Origin of the sequence: Streptomyces sp. NPDC058683 (genome assembly GCF_042716195.1) — a bacterium.
In the GTDB taxonomy this organism is placed as follows: domain Bacteria; phylum Actinomycetota; class Actinomycetes; order Streptomycetales; family Streptomycetaceae; genus Streptomyces.
Genome location: NZ_JBHXSK010000078.1, coordinates 19,154 through 41,887, shown reverse-complemented (window position 1 = coordinate 41,887; position 22,734 = coordinate 19,154). Strand labels below are relative to the sequence as shown.

General features: G+C 71.4%; 21 protein-coding genes. 6 read left to right on the top strand and 15 right to left on the bottom strand.

What is annotated here, in order from left to right; translation table 11 throughout:
• Window positions 1–1,139 (bottom strand): phosphoenolpyruvate carboxylase (locus ACFWXC_RS49060; RefSeq protein ID WP_384490100.1); only part of this gene is annotated, 1,139 nt, incomplete at its 3' end.
• Window positions 1,140–1,448: 309 nt separating this feature from the next.
• Between ACFWXC_RS49060 and ACFWXC_RS49055 the strand changes: the two genes are divergently transcribed.
• Together ACFWXC_RS49055 and ACFWXC_RS49050 are read left to right on the top strand one after the other, a co-directional pair.
• Entirely contained in the window at window positions 1,449–2,462 is a 1,014-nt protein-coding gene (locus ACFWXC_RS49055; RefSeq protein WP_384490098.1) for an acyl-CoA desaturase, read from the top strand.
• Window positions 2,459–3,133 carry a TetR/AcrR family transcriptional regulator gene (locus ACFWXC_RS49050; protein ID WP_351706674.1) on the top strand — a complete coding sequence of 225 codons (675 nt, stop codon included), beginning with the start codon at window positions 2,459–2,461 and terminating at the stop codon, window positions 3,131–3,133. Before ACFWXC_RS49055 ends, ACFWXC_RS49050 begins: the two co-directional genes overlap by 4 nt.
• A gap of 59 nt (window positions 3,134–3,192) precedes the next feature.
• Here the strand turns inward: ACFWXC_RS49050 and ACFWXC_RS49045 are convergent, their stop codons facing one another.
• The 3 genes from ACFWXC_RS49045 to ACFWXC_RS49035 form a co-directional block, all read right to left on the bottom strand.
• Window positions 3,193–3,366, bottom strand: coding sequence for a CsbD family protein (locus ACFWXC_RS49045; protein WP_384490096.1), 174 nt, complete (start codon window positions 3,364–3,366; stop codon window positions 3,193–3,195).
• Between the two features lie 78 nt (window positions 3,367–3,444).
• Window positions 3,445–3,807, bottom strand: a complete 363-nt coding sequence (locus ACFWXC_RS49040; RefSeq protein WP_384490094.1) for a VOC family protein — start codon at window positions 3,805–3,807, stop codon at window positions 3,445–3,447.
• Window positions 3,807–4,622, bottom strand: a complete 816-nt coding sequence (locus ACFWXC_RS49035) for a trans-aconitate 2-methyltransferase (protein WP_384490092.1) — start codon at window positions 4,620–4,622, stop codon at window positions 3,807–3,809. The genes ACFWXC_RS49040 and ACFWXC_RS49035 overlap by 1 nt, the downstream gene beginning before the upstream one ends.
• 89 nt (window positions 4,623–4,711) lie before the next feature.
• Between ACFWXC_RS49035 and ACFWXC_RS49030 the strand changes: the two genes are divergently transcribed.
• Window positions 4,712–5,209: a MarR family winged helix-turn-helix transcriptional regulator gene (locus ACFWXC_RS49030; RefSeq protein ID WP_384490090.1), complete on the top strand. Its 498-nt coding sequence runs from the start codon at window positions 4,712–4,714 to the stop codon at window positions 5,207–5,209.
• Between the two features lie 122 nt (window positions 5,210–5,331).
• On the opposite strand, the gene ACFWXC_RS49025 is transcribed toward ACFWXC_RS49030, so the two are convergent.
• Entirely contained in the window at window positions 5,332–6,105 is a 774-nt protein-coding gene (locus tag ACFWXC_RS49025) for a LuxR C-terminal-related transcriptional regulator (RefSeq protein WP_384490088.1), read from the bottom strand.
• A 260-nt stretch (window positions 6,106–6,365) separates the two neighbouring features.
• On the opposite strand from ACFWXC_RS49025, the gene ACFWXC_RS49020 reads away from it, so the two are divergent.
• Window positions 6,366–6,824 carry a GNAT family N-acetyltransferase gene (locus tag ACFWXC_RS49020; RefSeq protein WP_384490086.1) on the top strand — a complete coding sequence of 153 codons (459 nt, stop codon included), beginning with the start codon at window positions 6,366–6,368 and terminating at the stop codon, window positions 6,822–6,824.
• Window positions 6,825–6,827: 3 nt separating this feature from the next.
• Here ACFWXC_RS49020 and galK read toward each other — a convergent pair whose 3' ends face one another.
• Genes galK through galT form a run of 3 tightly spaced genes read right to left on the bottom strand, consistent with a single transcriptional unit; the run spans window position 6,828 to window position 10,002 of the window.
• Window positions 6,828–7,982, bottom strand: coding sequence for a galactokinase (gene galK, locus ACFWXC_RS49015; RefSeq protein ID WP_384490084.1), 1,155 nt, complete (start codon window positions 7,980–7,982; stop codon window positions 6,828–6,830).
• Entirely contained in the window at window positions 7,982–8,944 is a 963-nt protein-coding gene (gene galE, locus ACFWXC_RS49010; RefSeq protein ID WP_384490082.1) for a UDP-glucose 4-epimerase GalE, read from the bottom strand. The genes galK and galE overlap by 1 nt, the downstream gene beginning before the upstream one ends.
• On the bottom strand, window positions 8,944–10,002 hold the full coding sequence (galT, locus tag ACFWXC_RS49005) for a galactose-1-phosphate uridylyltransferase (protein WP_384490080.1): 1,059 nt from the start codon (window positions 10,000–10,002) through the stop codon (window positions 8,944–8,946). Before galT ends, galE begins: the two co-directional genes overlap by 1 nt.
• 136 nt (window positions 10,003–10,138) lie before the next feature.
• Between galT and ACFWXC_RS49000 the strand changes: the two genes are divergently transcribed.
• Both ACFWXC_RS49000 and ACFWXC_RS48995 read left to right on the top strand, forming a co-directional pair.
• The gene (locus ACFWXC_RS49000; protein WP_384490106.1) at window positions 10,139–11,839 is read left to right on the top strand and encodes a sodium:solute symporter family protein; all 1,701 of its coding nucleotides are present in this window, start codon (window positions 10,139–10,141) and stop codon (window positions 11,837–11,839) included.
• A gap of 27 nt (window positions 11,840–11,866) precedes the next feature.
• Window positions 11,867–12,193, top strand: coding sequence for a hypothetical protein (locus tag ACFWXC_RS48995; protein WP_384490079.1), 327 nt, complete (start codon window positions 11,867–11,869; stop codon window positions 12,191–12,193).
• Window positions 12,194–12,208: 15 nt separating this feature from the next.
• Here the strand turns inward: ACFWXC_RS48995 and ACFWXC_RS48990 are convergent, their stop codons facing one another.
• The 7 genes from ACFWXC_RS48990 to ACFWXC_RS48960 form a co-directional block, all read right to left on the bottom strand.
• Window positions 12,209–12,901: a LuxR C-terminal-related transcriptional regulator gene (locus ACFWXC_RS48990; protein ID WP_384490077.1), complete on the bottom strand. Its 693-nt coding sequence runs from the start codon at window positions 12,899–12,901 to the stop codon at window positions 12,209–12,211.
• Window positions 12,902–13,194: 293 nt separating this feature from the next.
• A complete protein-coding gene (locus ACFWXC_RS48985) occupies window positions 13,195–14,895 on the bottom strand; it encodes a PQQ-binding-like beta-propeller repeat protein (protein ID WP_384490075.1) in 1,701 nt (566 codons plus the stop codon).
• A 179-nt stretch (window positions 14,896–15,074) separates the two neighbouring features.
• On the bottom strand, window positions 15,075–16,871 hold the full coding sequence (locus ACFWXC_RS48980) for a PQQ-binding-like beta-propeller repeat protein (RefSeq protein WP_384490073.1): 1,797 nt from the start codon (window positions 16,869–16,871) through the stop codon (window positions 15,075–15,077).
• Between the two features lie 387 nt (window positions 16,872–17,258).
• Entirely contained in the window at window positions 17,259–19,061 is a 1,803-nt protein-coding gene (locus ACFWXC_RS48975) for an ABC-F family ATP-binding cassette domain-containing protein (RefSeq protein WP_384490071.1), read from the bottom strand.
• A gap of 176 nt (window positions 19,062–19,237) precedes the next feature.
• On the bottom strand, window positions 19,238–20,167 hold the full coding sequence (locus ACFWXC_RS48970; protein WP_384490069.1) for a 4-(cytidine 5'-diphospho)-2-C-methyl-D-erythritol kinase: 930 nt from the start codon (window positions 20,165–20,167) through the stop codon (window positions 19,238–19,240).
• Window positions 20,164–21,093, bottom strand: coding sequence for a 16S rRNA (adenine(1518)-N(6)/adenine(1519)-N(6))-dimethyltransferase RsmA (gene rsmA, locus ACFWXC_RS48965; protein ID WP_384490067.1), 930 nt, complete (start codon window positions 21,091–21,093; stop codon window positions 20,164–20,166). The genes ACFWXC_RS48970 and rsmA overlap by 4 nt, the downstream gene beginning before the upstream one ends.
• A gap of 38 nt (window positions 21,094–21,131) precedes the next feature.
• Window positions 21,132–22,619, bottom strand: a complete 1,488-nt coding sequence (locus tag ACFWXC_RS48960; protein ID WP_384490065.1) for a ubiquitin-like domain-containing protein — start codon at window positions 22,617–22,619, stop codon at window positions 21,132–21,134.
• Window positions 22,620–22,734 lie beyond the last annotated feature (115 nt).

Below are 22,734 nucleotides of genomic sequence, written 5' to 3'. Positions count from 1 at the left end.
TCGGCGAACAGGCCGCCGCGGTGTTCGCGCAGCGAGGCCTGGATCAGCCGCAGGTCGGCGAGGAGCTCTGCGGTGCCCAGGTAGTCCCGGCCCGGCTGGTGCGGGGTGTCGGTGGCCAGGCGCTGCTTGGTGTTGACCAGCTTCTGCCGGATGCAGGTGGCCTTGAGGCGGTAGGGCTCCTCGGCGTTGAGGCGCTTGTAGCGGGGGCTGATCTCCGGCAGCAGCTCCAGGTCGGCGCGCAGGGACTCCAGGAGTTCCTGGGTCGCGCCGGTGTAGCGGATGGAGTTGGAGAGGAAGCCGCGGAGTTCGTCGATCATCTCCAGGGCGTCGTTGATGCCGTGTTCGTGCTGGAGGATGAGGACGTCCCAGGTGACCTGGGGGGTGACGTTGGGGTTGCCGTCGCGGTCGCCGCCGATCCAGGTGCCGAAGGTGAGGGGGCGGGTGTCGTCGGGGAGCTTGACGCCGACCCGCTCCAGCTCGGCGGTGAGGTCCTCCAGGACGTCGCCGACGGCGTCGGCGTGCAGCTCGTCGAGGTAGTAGATGGCGTTGCGGGCCTCGTCGGCCGGCTCCGGGCGCACGACACGCAGCTCGTCGGTCTGCCAGACCAGGTCGATGTTCTCGGCGAGGCGGGTGTCGGTGCGGCGGCGGTCCGACTCGATGACCGGGGTGTCCAGGAGCGCGGCGATACGCCGGAGCTTGTTCAGGACCGAGCGGCGCGCGGCCTCGGTGGGGTGCGCCGTGAACACCGGACGGACGTTGAGGTTCTGCACGGTCTCGCGCAGGTGGTCGGCGTCGGCGTCCTTGAGCCGGTCGGCGGTGCGGGCGAGGAGACCGCCCTCGGCGGCACGGCGGGCCCGCAGCTCGCGGCCGCGGTGGACCTGCTCGGTGACGTTGGCGAGGTGGAAGTAGGTGGAGAAGGCGCGGACCAGCTTGGCGGCGGTCTCCAGTTCCGTGCCACGCAGCAGTTCGGCGGCGGCCTCGCCGTCCTCACGGGTGAGACGGCGGACCCTCTCGACGAGGTCCAGCAGCTCGGGACCCTCCTGCCGGACGAGGGTCTCGCCGAGAAGGTCACCCAGCCGGCGGATGTCGGCGCGCAGCTCACTGCTGGTCGTGGTGGTCTGGTCGTCGGCACTGCTCACAGGTGCGGCTCCTTGCAGTGTTGAAGCTCGTCTGGAGGGGACCCGTCCGTCGGCCCGGGCGGCAGGCGGGGCCTGTCCGCATACGGGCCTGACATCCGGGAAGGAAACAGAGCGGACCGCGCTGTCCGACCGACTCCAAGGATAGGTGTCCATGAGGACGCGCAGGCCATGGGGCTCTTGCCGTGAGACGCCCCGCTGCCATACTTACGTCGCCGTAGGTTACGGAACCGTAGGGAAGAACCCGTATCGTCCCGTCCGGTCGCCGCGGATCGGCACCTGTCTCAACCCTCGACCCCCCAGGGGACGCGCATGACCTCCTCTAGTTCCGATGTGATCGAAGACGCCCACAAGCCGGGCGGCGCTCCGGTTTCGTCCGCCACGCTGGGCGGCGAGCGGAAGGGCTCGCTGGAGCAGCTCACCCTGCTGCTGTTCATCGTCGTGCCGTTCCTCGCGCTGCTGGCGGCGGTGCCGCTGGCGTGGGGGTGGGGGGGCGTGAGCTGGCTCGACCTGGGCCTGCTGGTGTTCTTCTACTATCTGGGCTGCCACGGCGTGACGATCGGTTACCACCGCTATTTCACCCACGGTTCCTTCAAGGCGAAGCGGCCGCTCAGGATCGCGCTGGCGGTCGCGGGCTCGATGGCGGTGGAGGGGCCCCTGGTGCGCTGGGTGGCCGATCACCGCAAGCACCACAAGTTCTCCGACGCGGAGGGCGACCCGCATTCGCCGTGGCGGTACGGGGAGACCGTGCCGGCGTTGCTCAAGGGCCTGTGGTGGGCGCACATCGCCTGGATGTTCGACGAGGAGCGGACCCCGCAGGACAAGTACGCGCCGGACCTGGTCAGGGACCCGGCGATCCGGGCGATCTCCCGCCAGTTCATCTACTGGACGGTGCTCTCGCTGGCGCTGCCGCCGCTGATCGGCGGTCTGGTGACCATGTCCTGGTGGGGCGCGTTCACCGCGTTCTTCTGGGGTTCACTCGTCCGGGTGGCGCTGCTGCACCACGTGACCTGGTCGATCAACTCGATCTGCCACGCCGTGGGGAAGCGGCCGTTCAAGTCGCGGGACAGGTCGGGCAACGTGTGGTGGCTGGCGGTCCTGTCCTGCGGCGAGTCCTGGCACAACCTGCACCACGCCGACCCGACCTCGGCCCGGCACGGGGTGGAGCGCGGCCAGCTGGACTCGTCGGCGCGGATCATCCGCTGGTGCGAGCAACTGGGCTGGGCGTACGACGTGCGGTGGCCATCACGCTCACGTATCGATTCGCGCCGTGACACCGGGGAAGGCGGCTCCCGACGAGGGGCGGAGACCGCCGAGGCGGCATGATTGACGCCGTGGCGACCGACTCCAGCACCCCCAGTCCCGAAAAGCCGCGGCGGGCACGTCGCACCCGGATGACCGGTGCGGAGCGTCGCCAGCAACTGCTGGAGATCGGTCGCACCCTCTTCGCCGCGAAGGGATTCGAGGGCACCTCGGTGGAGGAGATCGCGGCGAAGGCCGGGGTCTCCAAGCCGGTGGTGTACGAGCACTTCGGCGGCAAGGAGGGGCTGTACGCGGTGGTGGTCGACCGGGAGATGCGCCGGTTGCTGGACATGGTGACCGGCTCCCTCACCGCCGGGCATCCGCGTGAGCTGTGCGAGCAGGCCGCGTTCGCCCTGCTCGACTACATCGAGGAGTACACGGACGGGTTCCGGATCCTGGTCCGGGACTCCCCCATCCCGCAGTCCACGGGTTCCTTCGCGTCCCTCATCTCGGACATCGCCACCCAGGTGGAGGACATCCTCGGGCGCGAGTTCAAGTCGCGCGGCTTCGACCCCAAGCTTGCGCCGCTGTACGCGCAGGCGCTGGTGGGCATGGTGGCGCTGACCGGCCAGTGGTGGCTGGACGTGCGCCGTCCGAAGAAGGCGGAGGTCGCCGCCCACCTGGTCAATCTGGCCTGGCACGGCCTGGACGGCCTGGAGCAGAAGCCGCGGCTGATAGGGCACCGCAAGGCGTGAGACCGCCCCGCCGGGCCCTGGAAGACCTCCTCAGTGCTTGAAGATGTCCTTGGTCTTCCTCAGTGCTTGAAGATGTCCTTGGTCTTCTCCTTGGCCTGGCGGGCGTCGCCCTTGGCCTTCTCGGCGCGGCCTGCCATCTCCATCGACCGATCGCCCGTCGCGCGCCCGCCGATCTCCATGGCCTTGCCCTTGAGCTGTTCCTTCTTGGCCTTGGCCTTCTGCTCTCGTGCCACCGTCGATCACCCCTGACGGGTTCGTAGCCGGCTGTCGCCCCACCGGGTAACCGTGACCGGGCCGGGGCAAACGGCGGCTCAGCGGACCGGTTCCAGGAACTCCAGACGGTTGCCGACGGGGTCCTCGCAGTAGAAGCGGCGGTGGCCGGGGAGGTCTCCGTCCCAGGCGACGGGCGTGCCGTGGGCGGTGAGCCGGGCCGCGTACGTCTCGATGCCCGTCACCAGCAGGCCCGGGTGGGCCTGCCTGGCCGGCCGGAACGCCTGCTCGATCCCCACGTGCAGATGGATCTCGCCGGCCCGGAACCAGCAGCCGCCGCGCGCCGCGAGCACGGGCGGTTTGGGGACCTCCGTCATGCCGAGGGTGTCCACGTAGAACGTGCGCAGCCGGTCCTCGGAGCCGGGCGGGGCGGCGAGCTGGACGTGGTCGAGGGCGGCGAGCATCAGCTCTCCTCCTTGCGGGCGACGGCGAAGATGCGCCGGAACGGGAACGGGGTGCCGTGCGGGCCGGCCGGGTAGGCCTCGCGCAGTGCGGCCCGGTACTCGGCGAGGAAGGCGTCGCGGGCCCCGGGATCGTCGGCGAGGGCGGTGAGGACCGGGCGCAGTCCGGTGCCCTTCACCCAGTCGAGGACCGGGTCCTCGCCGGTCAGCAGATGGATGTACGTCGTCTCCCAGACGTCGGCGGCGCAGCCGAGCCCGGTCAGCCGCTCCAGGTAGGCCTCGGGGGTGAGGACGGCGTCGTCGTGGCGGAGGGCCTCGGCGAGGCGGCCCCGCCAGCGGGGGGACTCGGCGAGGGTGCGCATGAGCCGGTGGCTGGGGGCGGTGAAGTTGCCGGGGACCTGGAAGGCGAAGGTGCCGCCGGGGGCGAGGGCGGCGATCCAGTCGGCGAACCGCCCGGCGTGCCCGGGGACCCACTGGAACGTGGCGTTGCTGACGATCAGGTCGTACGGCCGCTCGGGCGCCCAGGTACGGACGTCGGCGTGGGAGAAGTCCAGGCGGCCGCCGCCGGCCGTGGGGCCCGCGTACTCCACGAGTGCCTTGTCGAGCATCTCGGGCGAGTTGTCGTAGCCGGTGATGCGGGCGGTGGGCCAGCGTTCGGCGAGCACGGCGGTCATGTTGCCGGGGCCGCAGCCGAGATCGGCGACGGCCGGGGGTTCGCCGGGGAGTGCGGGGATCCGGGCGAGGAGGTCGGCGAAGGGGCGGGCGCGGTGGCCGGCGTGGCGGAGGTACTGGGCGGGGTCCCAGGCGGGAGTCGTCATGGGTTCCACCTTCCCCGCCTCGATATCTCGATGTCAAGAAGCTCGACATCAAGAGACTTCACGTCGACACAACCACTACACTGATCGCCATGGAGGACGAGGTCGATCGGCTGGTGGCTGCGTGGCGCCGGGAGCGCCCGGACCTCGACGTGGAACCGCTTGAGGTGCTCAGCCGGGTGAGCCGACTGGCCCGGCACCTGGACCGGGCGCGTCGGCTGGCCTTCGCGGAGCACAGCCTGGAGCCCTGGGAGTTCGACGTGCTGACGGCGCTCCGGCGCGCGGGGACGCCGTACCAGCTCTCCCCCGGGCAGTTGCTGACCCAGACCCTGGTGACGTCGGGGACGATGACCAACCGGATCGACCGGCTGACCAAGAAGGGCCTGGTGGAGCGGCTGCCGGACCCGAGCGACCGGCGGGGCGTGCTGGTGCGGCTGACCGAGGAGGGCCAGGACCGCGCGGACCAGGCCCTGGCCGGACTCCTCGACCAGGAACGGGCGATCCTCGCCGAACTCTCCCGCGCCCAGCGCGGCGAACTCGCCGGTCTGCTGCGCCAGTTGACCGCCCCGTTCGACAACATCCCCGGCTAGGCGCTCCGCTGGAAGAGCCGCAGCAGGCCGTCGGTCGGCTGCGGCGGCGTCGCGGCTGGTCGCACAGTTCCTCCCCCAGCCTTCGGCCGGGGGGTACCCCCAGCGCCCCTTCGGGGCGCCGGTCAGGCGCTGCTGCTCTCCTCCGGCATGATCCGCCCGGCCGGCGCCAGGTCGACCGGCCCCACTCCGGCCCGGCGCGCGAGCGCGACGGCGGCCAGCGTGGAGTGCACGCCCAGTTTGCCGAGCACGTTCTGCATATGGGTGCGGACGGTGTGCGGGGACAGGAACAGGCGCTCGGCGACCGCCTTGCGCCCCAGGCCCGCCACCATGCACCGGAGCACTTCCCGCTCCCTCGGCGTGAGGGACTCCACGAGCCGTTCGCTCTCGGTGCGGTGCTTGCGCGCGGCCGTCAACTCCCGCAGGACCCCGGTCAGCAGGGCGGGCGGCAGATGGGTCTCGTCGCGCAGCACCCCCCGGATGACGTTCAGCAGCCGGGACAGCGAGCAGTCCTTGGCGACCCAGCCGCAGGCGCCGGCCTGCAGGGCCAGGGCCGCGCGCCGCGGGTCGTCCTTCTCGGCGAGCACGACGACACGGACGGCGGGGTGGGCCGAGCGGACCCCGGTGACCAGGGATATCCCGTCGACCAGCCCCTCCTCGTTGCCCTCCTGCACCGGTACGGCCGGGCGGCCGCCGGGCAGTTGGCCGCCCAGATCGGCATCGACGAGCAGCACGTCGTAGCGGCGGCCCTCGGCGACCGCGCGCTCCAGGCAGCGCAGTGCCGCCGGACCGCTGCCGGCCGCGGACACGTCGACGTCGGGCTCGGCCGCCAGAGCCGCGGCGAGCGACTCGGCGAAGATACGGTGGTCGTCGACGACCAGAACTCGGATGCGAACCACAAAACCCCCTTCCCCAAGCTCTTCACGAGCAGGGGATACCCCAAGATGCTCAGAACGACGGGTCACGCGGGCACGACACCCGTGGGAGGACGGAACCGCACGGCCGCCGCCGTGCCTGAACTGCTACCCCCACCGCGGGTGTCGTACCCGACTTGTCTCGCCCCCTGATCAGCACCGGCCCCCACCGGTACCGCTCCTCAGGGTACGGAAGGGGGGCGGCAGCGGAAGGCAATTTGCAGAACTGCCCGGCCGACGCGTTTATGGTGTGCCGCATGTTTCGTATTGAGACGGAAGTCGACAAAGAACGGCGGAAACTGCTCCACGCGCGGCTGCGGGAAACCAACATCGCGGCCTCCCCGGTCCTCGCGGCCCTGCGCGGGACCCCCGACGAACACCAAGTGCCGCTGCACGTCTGGGCGATGGACGACGGTTCGGGCGAACTGGCGGGCGGTCTGGTGGGGCACACCTGGGCGACCTGGCTGCACGTCACCTATCTGTGGGTGGACGCCCGCCATCGCGGCACGGGGCTGGGCGGCCGGCTGCTGTCCGAGGCGGAGCGCATCGCCCACCAGGACCGCGCCTGCGCCGCCGCCCGCCTGGAGACCTGGGACTTCCAGGCGCCGGACTTCTACCGGAAGCAGGGCTACGAGGTGGTGTGCGTGGTCCCCGACTATCCGCCGGGGATCACGGAGTACACCCTCACCAAGCGGCTGGGCTGATCCTCAGCTCTCCCGGCGGGCGCCCGCCGACGGCACCGCCTCGAACGTCCGGGGCGCCTTGAACCCGGCCGCCGCGAAGGCCTCTTCGACCGCCTTGGTGATCGTGTCGACGTCGGACGCCTCCGCGAGGACGATCGCCGAGCCGCCGAAGCCGCCGCCGGTCATCCGGGCGCCCAGGGCGCCGGTGGCGAGGGCGGTGTCGACGACCAGGTCCAGCTCCGGGCAGGAGATCCGGAAGTCGTCGCGCAGCGAGGCGTGGCCCTCGGTGAGGACCGGGCCGATGGCACGGGTGTCGCCGGCCTCCAGCAGGGCGACGACGCGTTCGACGCGGTGGTCCTCGGTGACGACGTGCCGGACCAGGCGCCGTACCTCCTCCTCGTCGCCCAGCCGGTCGAGCGCCGCGTCGAGGTCGTCGTAGGCGACGTCCCGCAGCGCGTCCACGCCCAGCAGGGCCGCGCCCTTCTCGCAGCCGGCCCGGCGCTTGCCGTACTCGCCGCCGCTGTGGGCGTGCTTGACCTGGGTGTCGACGACCAGCAGCCGCATGCCCTCGGCCGCGAGGTCGAAGGGGATCTGCTTCTGCGAGAGGTCGCGGGTGTCCAGGAACAGGGCGTGGCCGTGCTCGCAGCAGGCGGACGCCGTCTGGTCCATGATGCCGGTCGGCGCCCCGACGTAGATGTTCTCCGCGCGCTGGCACAGGCGGGCCAGCTGCCAGCGGGCCAGGCCCAGTTGGTGCAGGTCGTCGAGGGCGAGGGCGATCACCACCTCCAGGGCCGCGGAGGAGGACAGGCCGGCGCCCGTGGGGACCGTGGAGGACAGGTGCACGTCGGCGCCGGTGACCGGGTGGCCGGCCTCGCGCAGCGCCCAGACCACGCCCGCCGGGTACGCCGTCCATTCCTGGTCGGTGCCGGGTTCCAGGGCGTCGAGGGAGAGTTCGACGACCCCGCCCTCGATGTCCGAGGAGTGCAGGCGCAGCACGCCGTCGGTGCGGCGCGAGACCGCGGCCGTCGTCACGTGCGGCAGCGCGAACGGCATCACGAAGCCGTCGTTGTAGTCGGTGTGCTCACCGATCAGGTTGACCCGGCCCGGCGCCGACCAGACCCCTTCGGGCTCGGTTCCGTAGAGCTCCGTGAAACCGTCCCGGACCTGCTGTGCCCCCACTACTGCTCCCTCGATACGTGCTGCGCGAACTCCCAGGCGTCCGCGACGATGCCCGCGAGGTCCGCGCGGGTCGGGTTCCAGCCCAGCTTCTCGCGGGCGGTGGCCGCCGAGGCGACCAGGACGGCCGGGTCGCCGCCCCGGCGCGGGGCCACGACCTCGGGGATCGGGTGGCCGGTGACCTGGCGGACGGTCTCGATGACCTCGCGGACCGAGAAGCCCTCGCCGTTGCCGAGGTTGCAGATCAGGTGCTCGCCGGGCCGTGCGGCCGTCAGGGCCAGCAGGTGGGCGTCGGCCAGGTCCGCGACGTGGATGTAGTCGCGGACGCAGGTGCCGTCGGACGTCGGGTAGTCGTCGCCGAAGACCGAGACGGCCTCGCGGCGGCCCTGGGCGACCTGGAGGACCAGCGGGATCAGGTGCGACTCGGGGTCGTGGCGCTCGCCCTGGATGCCGTAGGCGCCGGCCACGTTGAAGTAGCGCAGGGAGACCGCGCCCAGGCCGTGGGCGGCGGCCTCGCCGGTGATCATGTGGTCGACGGCGAGCTTGGTGGCACCGTACGGGCTGGTCGGCTTCGTCGGGGCGGTCTCGACGATCGGGACCTGCTCCGGCTCGCCGTAGGTGGCCGCCGTGGAGGAGAAGACGAGCTTGCGGACGCCGGCCTCGCGCATCGCGGCGAGCAGCGCCATGGTGCCGCCGACGTTGTTGTCCCAGTACTTCTCGGGCTGCTCGACCGACTCGCCGACCTTGGAGAACGCGGCGAAGTGCAGCACCGCGTCGTAGGAGGCGTCGAGCCACTTCGCGGCGTCGCGGATGTCGCCCTCGACGAAGGCGGCGCCCGCCGGGACGGCCTCCCGGAAGCCCGTGGACAGGTTGTCGAGGACGGTGACCTCGTGGCCCGCCTCCAGCAGGTGCTGGGCCACCACGCTGCCGACGTAACCCGCTCCGCCCGTCACCAGGTACTTCATCAACTCGCTACCTCTCGCAGTCGCTCGGCCGCGCGCTCCGGCGGCACGTCGTTGATGAACACGTTCATGCCGGATTCGGAACCCGCGAGAAACTTCAGCTTGCCGGACGTTCGGCGGATGGTGAAAAGCTCCAGGTGGAGCGCGAAGTCGTCGCGCGTGACCCCCTCGAACTCCTCCAGCGTCCCGAACGGCGCCTGGTGCCAGGCGGCGATGTAGGGCGTGGGAGGTTCACCCTCACCGAAGATACGGTCGAAGCGCCTCAAGAGTTCCAGATAAACCTGGGGGAACTCTGAGCGTGCCGCCTCGTCCAGTCCGAGCAGGTCGGGGACCCGGCGCTTCGGGTACAGGTGGACCTCGTAGGGCCAGTGTGCCGCGTACGGCACGAAGGCGGCCCAGTGTTCACCCTCAAGAACGACCCGCTCGTCGGCGAGTTCACGCTCCAGCACGGCGTCGAAGAGGTTCTCTCCGCCGGTCGCCTCCTTGTGCGCGGCGAGTGACCGCAGCATCAGGGCGGTGCGCGGGGTGGTGAAGGGATAGGCGTAGATCTGGCCGTGCGGGTGACCGAGCGTCACGCCGATCTCCTCGCCGCGGTTCTCGAAGCAGAACACCTGCTGGACGGAGGGGAGATGCGACAGCTCCGAGGTCCGGTCGGTCCACGCGTCGAGGACGAGACGCGCCTGCTCGCCGGTCAGGCTCGCGAAGGACGCGTCGTGGTCCGAGGTGAAGCAGACCACCTCGCAGCGCCCGGAGTCGCCGGCCAGCGAGGGGAAACGGTTCTCGAAGACCACCACGTCGTACGACGAGTCCGGGATCTCGCTCAGCCGGTCGCCCTTGGTCGGGCACAGCGGGCACTGGTCGGCCGGCGGGTGGTAGGTGCGGCCCTGCCGGTGCGAGGCGATGGCGACCTGGTCGCCGAGCAGCGGGTCACGGCGGATCTCGGAGGTGGTGTGCGTCCGCTCCAGCGGCCGACGGTCCACCGCGTCCCGCACGGTGTCGTCCCGCAGGTCGTAGTAGATGAGCTCGCGACCGTCGGCCAGCCGGGTCGAGGTCTTCTTCACTGCGGACTCCCGAAAATCGAGCGTTGTTCGAGTCAGCCAACCACCAAACAGAACCGAACACACCAAAACACAACTCACCAGGTGAGTCAACATCGCAATCAATCAAGGTGAGACAACGAAAGTGTTGAATTACTGGGTGCAGAACCCCACCAATGCCCCCGTATCCCCCACATACCTCGCGGAGGAGCTACGGCTCCCCACCAACGGCCTCGACTACGCGATCCTCGCGATCTACTTCGTGGTCGTCCTGGGCATCGGCTTCGCGGCCCGCCGCTCGGTGAAGACCAGCCTCGACTTCTTCCTCTCCGGGCGCTCGCTGCCCGCGTGGATCACCGGGCTCGCGTTCATCTCGGCGAACCTGGCCGCCACCGAGATCCTCGGCATGGCCGCCAACAGCGCGCAGTACGGCGCGTACACCGTGCACTGGTACTGGATCGGCGCGATTCCGGCCATGGTCTTCCTCGGCCTGGTGATGATGCCCTTCTACTACGGGAGCAAGGTCCGCTCGGTCCCCGAGATGCTGCTGCTGCGCTTCGACAGAGCCGCACACCTGCTGAGTTCGATCCTGTTCGCCTTCGCCGCCATCCTCATCGCGGGCGTCAACCTGTACGCCCTCGCGATCGTCGTGGAGGCACTGCTGGGCTGGCCGCAGTGGGTGGCGATCGTGGTGGCCGGCGCGTTCGTGCTGGCGTACATCACCCTCGGCGGCCTCTCCTCGGCCATCTACAACGAGGTGCTCCAGTTCTTCGTGATCCTGGCCGCCCTCATCCCGCTGTCCGTGCTCGGCCTGAAGAAGGCCGGCGGCTGGGACGGCCTGGTCGACAAGCTCGACGCCACCCACGGCCACAACTTCACCACCGCCTGGGGCGGCACCGGCATCGGCAGCGTCAACCCGCTCGGCGCGAACTGGCTGACCATCGTCCTCGGCCTCGGCTTCGTCCTCTCCTTCGGCTACTGGACGACCAACTTCGCCGAGGTCCAGCGCGCCCTGTCGGCGAAGAACCTCTCCGCCGCCCAGCGCACCCCGCTGATCGCCGCGTACCCGAAGATCTTCATCGTCTTCCTGGTGATGATCCCGGGCCTGGTCGCCGCCGCGCTGGTGCCGGACATCGGCACGTCCGGTTCCGGTCTCCAGTACAACGACGCGATCCCGTACCTGATGTCCCAGCTGCTGCCCAACGGCGTCCTCGGCATCGCGGTCACCGGTCTGCTCGCGGCCTTCATGGCCGGCATGGCCGCCAACGTGTCGTCCTTCAACACCGTGTTCACGACGGACATCTGGGCGAAGTACGTGGTGCGGGGCCGCGAGGACGGCTACTACGTGCGCTTCGGCCGCCTCATCACCGCGATCGGCGTGGCCGCGTCCGTCGGTACGGCGTTCCTGGCGTCGTCGTTCTCGAACATCATGAGCTACCTCCAGACGCTGTTCTCCTTCTTCAACGTGCCGATGTTCGTCGTCTTCATCGTCGGCATGTTCTGGAAGCGTGCCTCGGCGAAGTCCGGCTTCTGGGGGCTGCTCGCGGGGACGGTGACCGCGATGGTCAACTACTTCGTCCTCTACAAGAAGGACATCATCTCCATCCCCACGGACCAGGGCGCCAACTTCGTCTCCGCGATCGCCGGCTTCGTCGCCGGCGCGGTGGTGATGGTGATCGTCTCCCTGTTCACCGCGCCCAAGCCGGAGGCGGAACTGGCCGGCCTGGTCTACGGCACGCGCTCCCCCGGCATGACCGAGGCGCCCGCCGCGGGCGACGACGCCTGGTACCGGCGGCCGGCGCTGCTGGGCTGGGGTGCGGTCGTCCTCGCCGCCCTGTGCTACATCCCGTTCTCGTTCTGACCCCGGCCGCGGGAGAATGGAGAGACCATGACCGACGACTCCGGGCACTCCGGATTCCACTACTCCGAGCAGGACGTCCAGCGGGAGGTCACCGAGCTGGAGAGCAGGTCCACGACCGCCGCGCGCATCTTCGACCTGCGCCGGATCATCGGCGGCCTGTTCGTGCTGTACGGGATCATCGTCACGATCACCGGGATCACCGACTCGCAGGCCGAGATCGACAAGGCACAGGGGATCAACATCAACCTGTGGACCGGGATCGGGATGCTGCTGCTGGGCGTGTTCTTCCTGGTGTGGCTGTGGCTCCGGCCCACTCCGCCACCGGTGCCTCCGGCGACGGAGGCCGACGACTGATCGCGGTCCCGTCGGCTACATGTCCGGCCCTGCCGAATTGTTGAGCGGGCCTGCCCGGTCCAGGAGCCCTGTCCGTGCCGCCAGGGCCGCCGCCTCCAGCCTCGACCCCACCCCCAGCTTCATCAGCACCCTCTGGACATGGGTGCGGGCCGTGCTCGGGGCGATGCCCATGCCCGCGGCGATCAGGCGGGTGTCCTCGCCGTCGGCCACCCGGACCAGGACCTCGACCTCCCTGGGGGTGAGCATCTGGAGAAGGCGCTGACCCTCGTCGTCGGGCTGGGCGGCGGGGTTGAGCAGTTCGCCGAACGCGCCCTGGAGCAGCGCAGGGGCGACGGCGGCCTCCCCGGCCCGCGCCTTCATGATCGCCCGCTCGACGCCCTCTATCCGCTCGTCGTGCCGGACGTACCCGGAGGCGCCCGCCGCGAAGGCCGCAGCGATGCCCCGCGGGGACGGCACCGGGCCCAGCACGAGGACGGCGACCTGCGGCCGCTCCCGCTTGATCTTCACCACCGGGTCGAAGATCCCCGGCTCGGCCGGTGCCGCCGTGCCCAGCAGGCACACCTCGGGCGCGCGCGTGATCACCAGCTCCGCCGCACCCGCCGCCGGCGCCGCCGCCGCGAGCACCCGGTGGCCGCGCAGTTTCAGCGCCGAGGCCAGCGCCTCGGCGAGCAACCGGTGGTCGTCGACCACCATGAGCCGCACTCCCATAGAGCAACCCCCCAGTCCCCCCAATGGATGCCCCACTATGGATGCCCACTGGTCCGCGTGGACAGAGGGCCCCCCGGCACCTCGTCCTTCATGCCCCCGGAAGCTACACGCTTGTTCGACGTTGCGCTGCCCCTACTGATGAGAAGTGCCCCGGATCGGAGGAATCTCTGGCTTTTCTCGTATTCGCAGGTGAAGAGCGGGTGTGATGCGGTACGCGCCCGGCCCTGCCCCTGACCAGGGACGGGACCGGAATCACGGACCGGGTGATACGCGTGCTTCCGCTTGACGAACCGTCAGCCACCCGCACCGAACGCGGTGACCAGGTATTCCTTGGCCGACACCGACGAACCGGCGGCGTGGGCGTACACCGCGGACAGGTACAGGTGCCCCTGAGAGTAGAGGACCTCCCCGTACGCCGGGGACATGGCGGTCTCCACGGCCCTGACCGCCGCGGTCGCCGGGTTCTCCAGCAGCTTCGTCTCGCTGAACGAACCGCCGTCGATACTGACGATCTGACCGCCCTTGCCGTACGGCGGATCCTTGTACGCGATCACATTCGGACCGTCCATGCGCAGCGGTGTGATCGTGTAGTTGTCGCCGGCGTCGGCGCGCTGGCCGGTCTGCTTGCCGGTGGCCAGGTCGAAGGCGACGATCTCGTTGGTCTTCGCCAGGCCCCCGCCGCCGTCGTGCGCCTCGGTCGCCAGGTACAGCCGGTCGTTGCCGACCACCACTCCCTGGCACTTCTCCAGCTGGTAGATGCCGTCGCAGCGGGCCGCGTACGAGCCGCCCGGCGTGGAGATACGGGTGCGCAGCTGCCCGGTTTTGTTGTCGATGGAGAAGACGTCCGAGAAGCCGCTGCCGTCGCCCGCGCTGTCGTTGACGTCGGCGGCCACGACCAGGGGGTCGGTCGACACGACGCTGGCGTAGGCGATGCCCGAGGTCATCTCGTACTCGGAGTCCACCTTGCCGGAGACCGGGTCGATGGTCTGGATGTGCAGCTGGGCGGTGGAGCCGCTGCCGCACCTGCGGACCGCGACCAGTTCGGCGCCGCCGCCGTAACCGGCGTCGTAGCAGGTGTCGGTCGGCTTCGGCTGCCAGCGGACCGTGCCGGAGGCGAGGTCGAAGGCGGCACCGCCACTGGTGCCGCCGACCGCGACCGTCTGCTGGGCGACCGTCACGTTATTGAAGTTGATCGGTACGTCACCGGACTTGATCGTCTTCGTCCACAGCCTTTTACCGGCGTTCAGATCGATCGCGGCGACCTGGGTGCAGCCGGCCGTGGAGCCCTTGGGGGGCATTTTCGGCTGGAAGACGACGGCCGTCCTGCCGTCCGTACTGACGTGCCCGGTGGCGTAGCAGACCGGGCCGGGCAGCGGGACGGTCCACAGCCTGGCGCCCGAGTCGGGCTCGTAGCCGACGATCCGGGCGACGCCGGTCTTCGCGTACACCTTGTCGGTGAGCCAGGAACCGGCGGTGACCGTGGTGTCGTTCGCCGTGGGCAGCGGGACCTGGAAGAGGACCCTGGAGGCCGGGTCCGCGGGCACCTTCTCGCTGCCCTTGCCTCCTCCCTTGCCGCCGGTGTCGCCCGCGCCGCCGGTGCTGGAGCCGGCGGTGTCGTCCTTCTTGCCGTCGGCGTCGGAGGACTTGGAGTACCAGATGCCACCGCCGACGATCAGCGCGATCACGACGACCGCGGCGACGACGATGAACAGCGTGGCGTTGTTCCTGCCGGGGGTGGGGGCGGAGGTGGGGGTGGGGGTGGGGCTGCTCGGCCGGCCGCCCGGGTAGCCGTAACCGGGTTGCTGGGCGTAGGGGTTGGCGGGGGTGGGGGTGGGGGGCTGCTGGGTGTACGGGTTCGCGGCCGGGGGCTGGGCGGGGTAGCCGTAGCCGGGCTGGGGGGCCGGGGGTACGGGTGGCTGCGGCGGGCCGGCGGGGGCGCCGAAACCGGGCTGCTGCGCGGGCTGGTCGGGCGGTGGCGGAGGCGGCTGGGTCATGACGGGGTACCTCTGGGGACGGCGCGGGAGACGGCTCGGGACGGCGCGTGGGCCGACTGGGGACGGCGCGTGGGCCGGCGCTGGCGGCCGGGGCGGCAGACGGTCGGCGGTCGGCAGGTGAGGGGCCGGCGGCCGGCGCGGGCTGCTGGGCGGGGCCGGGCGGAGTGAGGCGGGGCCGCTCAGTTGCCGAAGGCCATCATCAGCTTCTCCTTCGCGTCGTCGCTGCCGGACAGCCGCGTGGACGAGAGGTAGAAGCGCCCGTCGATCCAGTCGACCGCGCCGTCGTAGAAGCCGTCCTCGATGTCGGCGGTGTGCTGCGGGTTCTGCAGCAGCTTGGTGGTGGTGTGGGCGGAGCCGGCGGTCGGGATCGACACGACCTGGCCGCCCGAGTCGTACGACGGCCGTACATACGCGACGAGTTTGCCGCCCTCGACCTTGACCGGGTACATCGACTCGTCCGTCGGGGACTTCGTGCGCCACTTCGCCTTGCCGTCGACGAGGCTGATCGCGACGATCTCGTTGGCGCCGCTGTTCGTGTCCGTCGGCAGATAGAGGGTGTTCGCGTCGGCGGCGACGCCCTGGCAGCCCTGGAGGTCACGGGCGAGGACCGCCCAGCCGCACTCGGGGGCGAACTTCTCGTCGACCTTCACCTCGGACCGGAACGTGCCCTTGGCGTCCAGGGTCGAGATGTTCCAGGCCTTCTTCTCCTCGTTGGTCATGTAGACCACGAGCGGGTCGACGGAGTAGGTCCGCTGGACCGTCCAGCCCTTCTTGAGCGGCCGGGTCCACCTGACCGCGCCGGTGGCCGGCTCCAGCTCCGAGATCTCGTCGTGCTCGTTACTGCCGCCGACCCCGCAGGAGGCCACCTCGACCAGCCGGTTCGTGCCGCCCGCGAACGCCGTCGGGAAGCAGGACGCGCCGTACTTCTTCTTGTCGTACAGCTTGTCGCCGCTGCCGAGGTCGTACGCCGTGCCCGACTGGGAACGGCCCACCATCACTGTCTTTCCGCTGATCGTCAGCTCGATGCTGATCGCGGTGTCGAACAGGCCGCCGTCGGCGACGGTCGCGGTCCACCCCTTGTGGCCCGTGTCGAGATCGATCTCCTGCAACCGGTTGCACTTGGCCCGGTCGCTGGTGCCGTTCATGTACGCCACGACGACCTTGCCGTCGGCCGACTGGTCCGGGGTCACCGCGCAGATCTTCTGCGGGAACGTGATCGGGTCCCAGGCCGGGTCCCCACTGCCCACTTCGTAGGCGAAGACCTGCTTGTACGCCGCCTTCACCGCCGTCTTCCCGGTGATCCACATGCCGGGTGCGTCGGCGCCGGACGCCGGGGCGTCGGGTGCCGGCTTGTACCAGAGCACCTTGGCCTCGCCGGACTTGCGGCCCTCGTTGAGGTTCTCCGGGTCCGTGCCGCCGTCGCCGCTGCCGTCCCCCGGGTCGGCCGGGGTGTCGGTGCCGGAGGCCTTGGGGTCGTCGGACTGCTGGGCGACCGGCTTCTTGCCGTCGTCCCCGCCACCGGTCACGGCGTACACGGTGCCGCCGACGACCAGCAGCCCCGCCACGGCCGCCGCGACGATCAGCCCGGGCTTCCCCCTGAACGGCCCGCGGCCCCCGCCACCGGGCGGCGGAGCGACGCCGGGTCCGCCCGGGTACTGCGGCGGATAGCCGTAACCCGGCTGGGGCGGCTGCCCGTACGGCCCCGGTTGCTGGGGCCCGCCGTAGGGGCCGGGCGGCTGGGCCTGGCCGTAAGGGCCGGGCTGCGCGTACGGTCCCGGCTGCTGCGGATGGCCGTAACCCGGCTGGGGCGGCTGGGCAGGAGGCGGGGGCGCGCCCTGGGGCGTGCCCTGGGGCGCGCCGAAACCGCCCTGTGCGGGCGGCTGTTGCGGGGCGCCGAAACCACCGCCCGGCGGCGGCTGGTCCTGCGGTGCTCCGAATCCGCCCTGCTGCGGCGGCTGACTGGGTGGCTGAGTCATCAGCGCCCTTCCCCCGTTACTGATTTTTAGCCACGCCCCGAGGCTCCCGACGGGTCTCAGGCCGTTCTCAGACTGCTCTCAGACGGACCTTTCTACCACTCGGGACCGACAGGCCACGGACCCTCAGCAACCCCTGTTCCCAAGGAAGAACCGCCCCGTGATGCCTCCGTTACGCGCCTTCACGCTCCCTTCACGGGGCGCACGCAAGGGGGTTGTGCGCGCCGTGCGGTGGCGCGCGTGCGCGGCCGATTCACGCCGGTGGGTGAGGGGCGGGCGCGCCGATGCGGGTCGCGCGCCGACCGGCACGGCGCACACGCCGGACTACACGCCCTCCAGCAGGGCGCGCACGCCGAGTTGCGCGCCGCCCAGCACCGCGCGCACGCCGTGCTACGCGTCCTCCGCCAGCTCCAGCCAGCGCATCTCCAGTTCCTCGCGCTCCCCGGCCAAGTCGCGCAGCTGGGTGTCGAGTTCGGCGACCTTGGCGAAGTCCGTGGCGTCCGCGGCGATCTGGTCGTGCAGCTTGGTCTCCTTCTCGGAGACGCGGTCCAGCTGACGCTCGATCTTCTGGAGTTCCTTCTTGGCGGCACGCTGGTCGGCGGCGCTCCGCTCGGCCGTGGGGGCCTTGGGGGCCACGGCGGTGGCGGCGGCGACCTCCTCCATGCGCTGACGCCGCTCCAGGTACTCGTCGATGCCGCGCGGCAGCATCCGCAGGGTGGCGTCGCCGAGGAGGGCGAAGACGCGGTCCGTGGTGCGCTCCACGAAGAACCGGTCGTGGGAGATGACGATCATCGAGCCGGGCCAGCCGTCGAGGACGTCCTCCAGCTGGGTGAGGGTCTCGATGTCGAGGTCGTTGGTGGGCTCGTCGAGGAAGAGGACGTTCGGCTCGTCCATGAGCAGCCGGAGAAGCTGGAGGCGGCGGCGCTCACCGCCGGAGAGGTCACCGACCGGCGTCCACTGCTTCTCCTTGTTGAAGCCGAACGTCTCGCACAGCTGCCCGGCGGTCATCTCGCGCCCCTTGCCGAGGTCGACGCGCTCGCGGACCCGCTGGACGGCCTCCAGGACCCGCAGGTTCGGGTCGAGTTCGGCGACCTCCTGGGAGAGGTAGGCGAGCTTGACGGTCCTGCCGACGGCGATCCGGCCGGCCGCCGGCTGCTCCTCGCCCTCGGTGCGCGCGGCCTCGGCCATGGCACGCAGCAGCGAGGTCTTGCCGGCGCCGTTGACACCGACCAGGCCGATGCGGTCGCCGGGCCCGAGCTGCCAGGTGACGTGCTTGAGCAGCACCTTGGGACCGGCCTGGACGGTCACGTCCTCCAGGTCGAACACGGTCTTGCCAAGCCGCGAGGAGGCGAACTTCATCAGCTCGGAGGTGTCGCGCGGCGGCGGCACGTCGGCGATCAGCTCGTTGGCGGCCTCGACCCGGAAGCGGGGCTTGGAGGTACGGGCGGGAGCGCCCCGGCGCAGCCAGGCGAGCTCCTTGCGGACCAGGTTCTGCCGCTTGGTCTCCTCGGTGGCCGCGATCCGCTCGCGTTCCGCGCGGGCGAAGACGTAGTCGGAGTAGCCGCCCTCGTACTCGAAGACGGCGCCGCGCTGCACGTCCCACATGCGGGTGCAGACCTGGTCGAGGAACCAGCGGTCGTGGGTGACGCACACCAGTGCCGAGCGGCGCTCCCGCAGGTGCTTGGCCAGCCAGGCGATGCCCTCGACGTCGAGGTGGTTGGTGGGCTCGTCGAGGACGAGCAGGTCCTGCTCCTCGATGAGCAGCTTGGCCAGCGCGATACGGCGCCGCTCACCGCCGGACAGCGGACCGATGACGGTGTCCAGGCCCTTGGGGAACCCCGGCAGGTCCAGGCCGCCGAAGAGGCCGGTGAGGACGTCCCTGACCTTCGCGTTGCCCGCCCACTCGTGGTCGGCCATGTCGCCGATGACCTCGTGCCGGACGGTGGCCGCCGGGTCGAGGGAGTCGTGCTGGGTGAGGACGCCGATGCGCAGTCCGCCGGAGTGCGTGACGCGCCCGGTGTCGGCCTCCTCCAGCTTGGCGAGCATCCGGATGAGGGTGGTCTTGCCGTCGCCGTTGCGGCCCACCACGCCGATGCGGTCGCCCTCCGACACGCCGAGCGAGACGCCGTCCAGCAGGGCACGGGTGCCGTAGACCTTGCTGACGTTCTCGACATTGACCAGGTTGACGGCCATTTCACTCCTGCGCAGGGGGACGGTCAGCCTCCCAGCGTAATGCGCGCGGGGAGGCCGTCCCGCCGCGAGCCGCATTCACCTGCGGGTCCAGGCCCCTGAAGCGGGCCACCACCTTGAATCAGCAGGGTCAGGGAGGCGTTGACGACGTACGTCACGGGCCGGCGTGCGCGCTGATGTCACGCCCCGGCGGGCGCGCCGATGTCGTGCGCCGTGGTGATCACTCGCGCGCCCGGCGCGGGCGCCGTCGCCGTGCGCACCGTGCGGCAGGTACCGGAGGCGAGGAGCGTCTCGGACACCTTCTCCGCCGACGCGGTGTCGCGGACGAGGAACGCCGTCGTGGGCCCGGAGCCGGAGACCAGCGCCGTGAGGGCACCGGCCGTGCGCCCCGCGTCGAGCGTCTCCGCGAGCTCCGGGAAGAGCGAGAGCGCGGCGGGCTGGAGGTCGTTGGAGACGGCGGCGGCTAGCGCGTCGGGGTCGCCCTTGGCGAGCGCGTCCAGGAGCTCGCGGGAGGCGACGGGCTCGGGGATGTCGAGGCCCTCGGCGAGCCGGTCGAACTCGCGGAAGACGGCCGGGGTGGACAGCCCGCGCCCGGCCATCGCGAACACCCAGTGGAAGGTGCCGCCGACCTCCAGGGCGGTGAGCCGTTCGCCGCGCCCGGTACCGAGGGCGGCGCCGCCGACCAGGCTGAAGGGCACGTCGCTGCCCAGATCGGCGCAGATGGCGAGGAGTTCGGCGCGCGAGGCGCCCGTGCGCCAGAGCTCGTTGCAGGCGAGCAGCGCGCCCGCCCCGTCCGCGCTCCCCCCGGCCATGCCGCCGGCGACCGGGATGTCCTTGGCGATGTGGATGTGCACGGCCGGGTCGATGCCCCGGCGCGCGGCGAGCGCGAGCGCGGCGCGCGCGGCGAGGTTGGTGCGGTCCAGCGGTACCTGATCGGCGTCCGTGCCCTCGCAGGTGACGCTCAGCTCGTCGGCGGGCGTGACCGTGACCTCGTCGTACAGGCCGACGGCGAGGAAGACGTTGGCGAGGTCGTGGAAGCCGTCGGGGCGGGCGGCGCCCACCGCGAGCTGGACGTTGACCTTGGCTGGGACGCGTACCGTGACGCTCACTTACCGGACTCCTCTGTCGGGGACGCGGCCCGCCGCGCGGCGGGCGTCTGGTGCTCGGTCCCCCGCGGGGACGCGGCCTCGGCGATCCGCGCGAACTCCTCCACCGTCAGCGACTCCCCGCGTGCCTGCGGCGAGACCCCGGCGGCGACGAGGGCCGTCTCGGCGGCCGCCGCGGACCCGGCCCAGCCGGCGAGCGCCGCCCGCAGGGTCTTGCGCCGCTGTGCGAACGCCGCGTCGACGACCGCGAAGACCTCGCGCTTCGACGCCGTCGTCTTCAGCGGCTCCGCGCGCCGGACGAGGGAGACGAGCCCGCTGTCGACGTTCGGGGCGGGCCAGAAGACGGTGCGCCCGATGGATCCGGCGCGCTTCACGTCGGCGTACCAGTTGGCCTTGACGGACGGCACGCCGTAGACCTTCGAACCGGGCGGGGCGGCGAGCCGGTCGGCGACTTCGGCCTGCACCATCACCAGCGTCCGCTCGATGCTCGGGAAGGTGTCGAGCATGTGGAGGAGGACGGGGACGGCGACGTTGTAGGGGAGATTCGCGACGAGCGCGGTGGGCGGGGGCCCGGGCAGTTCGGTGACGTGCATCGCGTCGGAGTGGACCAGCGCGAACCGGTCCGCGCGCGCCGGCATGCGCGCCGTGACCGTCGCGGGCAGCGCGCCCGCCAGGACGTCGTCGATCTCCACCGCGGTCACTCGGTCGGCGGCCTCGAGGAGCGCGAGGGTGAGGGACCCGAGTCCCGGGCCGACCTCGACGACGACGTCGTCCGGGCGGACCTCGGCGGTGCGGACGATACGGCGGACCGTGTTGGCGTCGATCACGAAGTTCTGGCCGCGCTGCTTGGTGGGGCGTACACCGAGCGCTGCCGCGAGTTCACGGATGTCGGCCGGGCCGAGGAGGGCGTCGGGGAGGGGGCTGCTCACGGGACAAGGGTACGGGCCGCCGGGATCCCGCCCGCCGGTCACCCGTGCAGCCGTGCCCCGCAGTGCGGCCAGGGGGTGGAGCCGCGTTTCGTGTAGAGCTTCTTCGCACGGAACGTCTGCTCCTCGGCCGACGCGTCCTGCGGGCGCCCGCTGCCGCCGAGGCTGTGCCAGGTGTGAGTGTCGAACTGGTACAGCCCGCCGTACGTCCCGGAGGCGTCCACCGCGCCCGGGCGGCCGCCGGACTCGCAGGCGGCGAGACCGTGCCAGTTCAGGCCGTCGGCGCCCTTCACGGAGTCCGGGTGCGGTTTGGTACCGACCTTCACGAGCTGCACGCGCGGCTCGCGGACCACCTCGGACGTCTCGCGGCGTGGCTTCTGCCGGACCCCGTTGACGGTTCGCAGGTGGTAGGTGACCCGGCGCAGCCCGGGCCGCCCGGCCCGCTCGACCACCTCGGTGCCCTTGAACACCGTGGGGTCCGCCGTCCGCCGCACCTCGAAGGGGATGGTCTCCTCGCGCACCTCCTTGCCGTCCGTGACGCGCAGCACGGTCACCGTCTGCCCGTCGCGCGGGAAGCCGGCCTGCGGCACGGAGGTGGTGTCCTGGCCGCGCAGGGTGACCCCGGCCTCCTCGACGGCCTCGCGGACGGTCGCGGCGTTGGTGCGGATGGTGCGGGTCCGGCCGTCCGCCAGGATCGTGACCGCGCGCTCGGTGCGTACGTCGAGCGCGAGCCCGGCGCGTCCGATGCTCTGGGAGCGCGAGGCCGACAGGTACGCGCCCTCGGCACGCACTCCCAGCTGGCTGAGCGCCCCGTCGACCGTGCGCGCCGTCGTCCACACCTCGCGCCGCTGGCCGTCCAGGGTGAGCCGCACGGGGCGGCCGTAGCGCACCGCGACCTCGTCGCCGCTGGCCAGCTCCGCGCCGGGGGCGGGCGCCACCACGTCGTGGGCGCCCACCCGCACCTCTTCGTCGGCGAGCAGTTCGGTCACGTCGTCCGCGAACGTGTGCAGGACGCGCGGCCTGCCGTCGACGGTCAGCTCGATGGCCTTGTCCTTGGCGAGGAACGCGGTGGTGCCGCCGGCGAGGAAGGCGACGACCAGCGCCTGGGGCAGCAGACGGCGCACGGCGGAATCCGGGCGCTGGGTGTACCGCGCTTTCCGCCGGCGCGCGGCACGCCGCCCCGTCACGGCGCCCACTCCCGGTTCACGCGCCCCGCTCTCCGGCACGCGCCCGCTCTGTCGCGGAAGCACCGGCTCACCCGGTTCACCCGCGTACGCCTGCGCCTGCGCGTGCCCCACCGGCGCGACCCGCGCCCCCGCCTCCGCCTCCGCCGCAACCTCGTACGCCGGCCGGTACGTGTCACCCCCGTAGGCGGCCACGCCGTATCCCTGCGTCACGGCGTCGTGCACGCCGGTCGCCACAGGCGCGTCGTAGGCGCCTTGTTCCCCGTGCGCGCCACCTCCACCGTGCGCCCCCGGCGCACCGTAGGGGTCGTACGCCTCAAACGTCTCGTACTGCGATGTGCTCACGCCGACACGCTCCAGAGGGCCAGACGGGTCCGGATCGGGCCCCCAGAACCTAGCGGAGCACTGGTCACTCTCCAAAGCGGCACGACTACGCACGGTCGCGATCGGGCCCAAGCCG

Bases quoted from the DNA above. Each gene is read 5' to 3' on its own strand.
- ACFWXC_RS49055 (WP_384490098.1), top strand. From the start codon at position 1,449: ATGACCTCCTCTAGTTCCGATGTGATCGAAGACGCCCACAAGCCGGGC.
- ACFWXC_RS49050 (WP_351706674.1), top strand. From the start codon at position 2,459: ATGATTGACGCCGTGGCGACCGACTCCAGCACCCCCAGTCCCGAAAAG.
- ACFWXC_RS49040 (WP_384490094.1), bottom strand. From the start codon at position 3,807: ATGCTCGCCGCCCTCGACCACGTCCAGCTCGCCGCCCCGCCCGGCTCC.
- ACFWXC_RS49035 (WP_384490092.1), bottom strand. From the start codon at position 4,622: ATGACGACTCCCGCCTGGGACCCCGCCCAGTACCTCCGCCACGCCGGC.
- ACFWXC_RS49030 (WP_384490090.1), top strand. From the start codon at position 4,712: ATGGAGGACGAGGTCGATCGGCTGGTGGCTGCGTGGCGCCGGGAGCGC.
- ACFWXC_RS49020 (WP_384490086.1), top strand. From the start codon at position 6,366: ATGGTGTGCCGCATGTTTCGTATTGAGACGGAAGTCGACAAAGAACGG.
- galE (WP_384490082.1), bottom strand. From the start codon at position 8,944: ATGAAGTACCTGGTGACGGGCGGAGCGGGTTACGTCGGCAGCGTGGTG.
- ACFWXC_RS48995 (WP_384490079.1), top strand. From the start codon at position 11,867: ATGACCGACGACTCCGGGCACTCCGGATTCCACTACTCCGAGCAGGAC.
- ACFWXC_RS48990 (WP_384490077.1), bottom strand. From the start codon at position 12,901: ATGGGAGTGCGGCTCATGGTGGTCGACGACCACCGGTTGCTCGCCGAG.
- ACFWXC_RS48985 (WP_384490075.1), bottom strand. From the start codon at position 14,895: ATGACCCAGCCGCCTCCGCCACCGCCCGACCAGCCCGCGCAGCAGCCC.
- ACFWXC_RS48980 (WP_384490073.1), bottom strand. From the start codon at position 16,871: ATGACTCAGCCACCCAGTCAGCCGCCGCAGCAGGGCGGATTCGGAGCA.
- ACFWXC_RS48975 (WP_384490071.1), bottom strand. From the start codon at position 19,061: ATGGCCGTCAACCTGGTCAATGTCGAGAACGTCAGCAAGGTCTACGGC.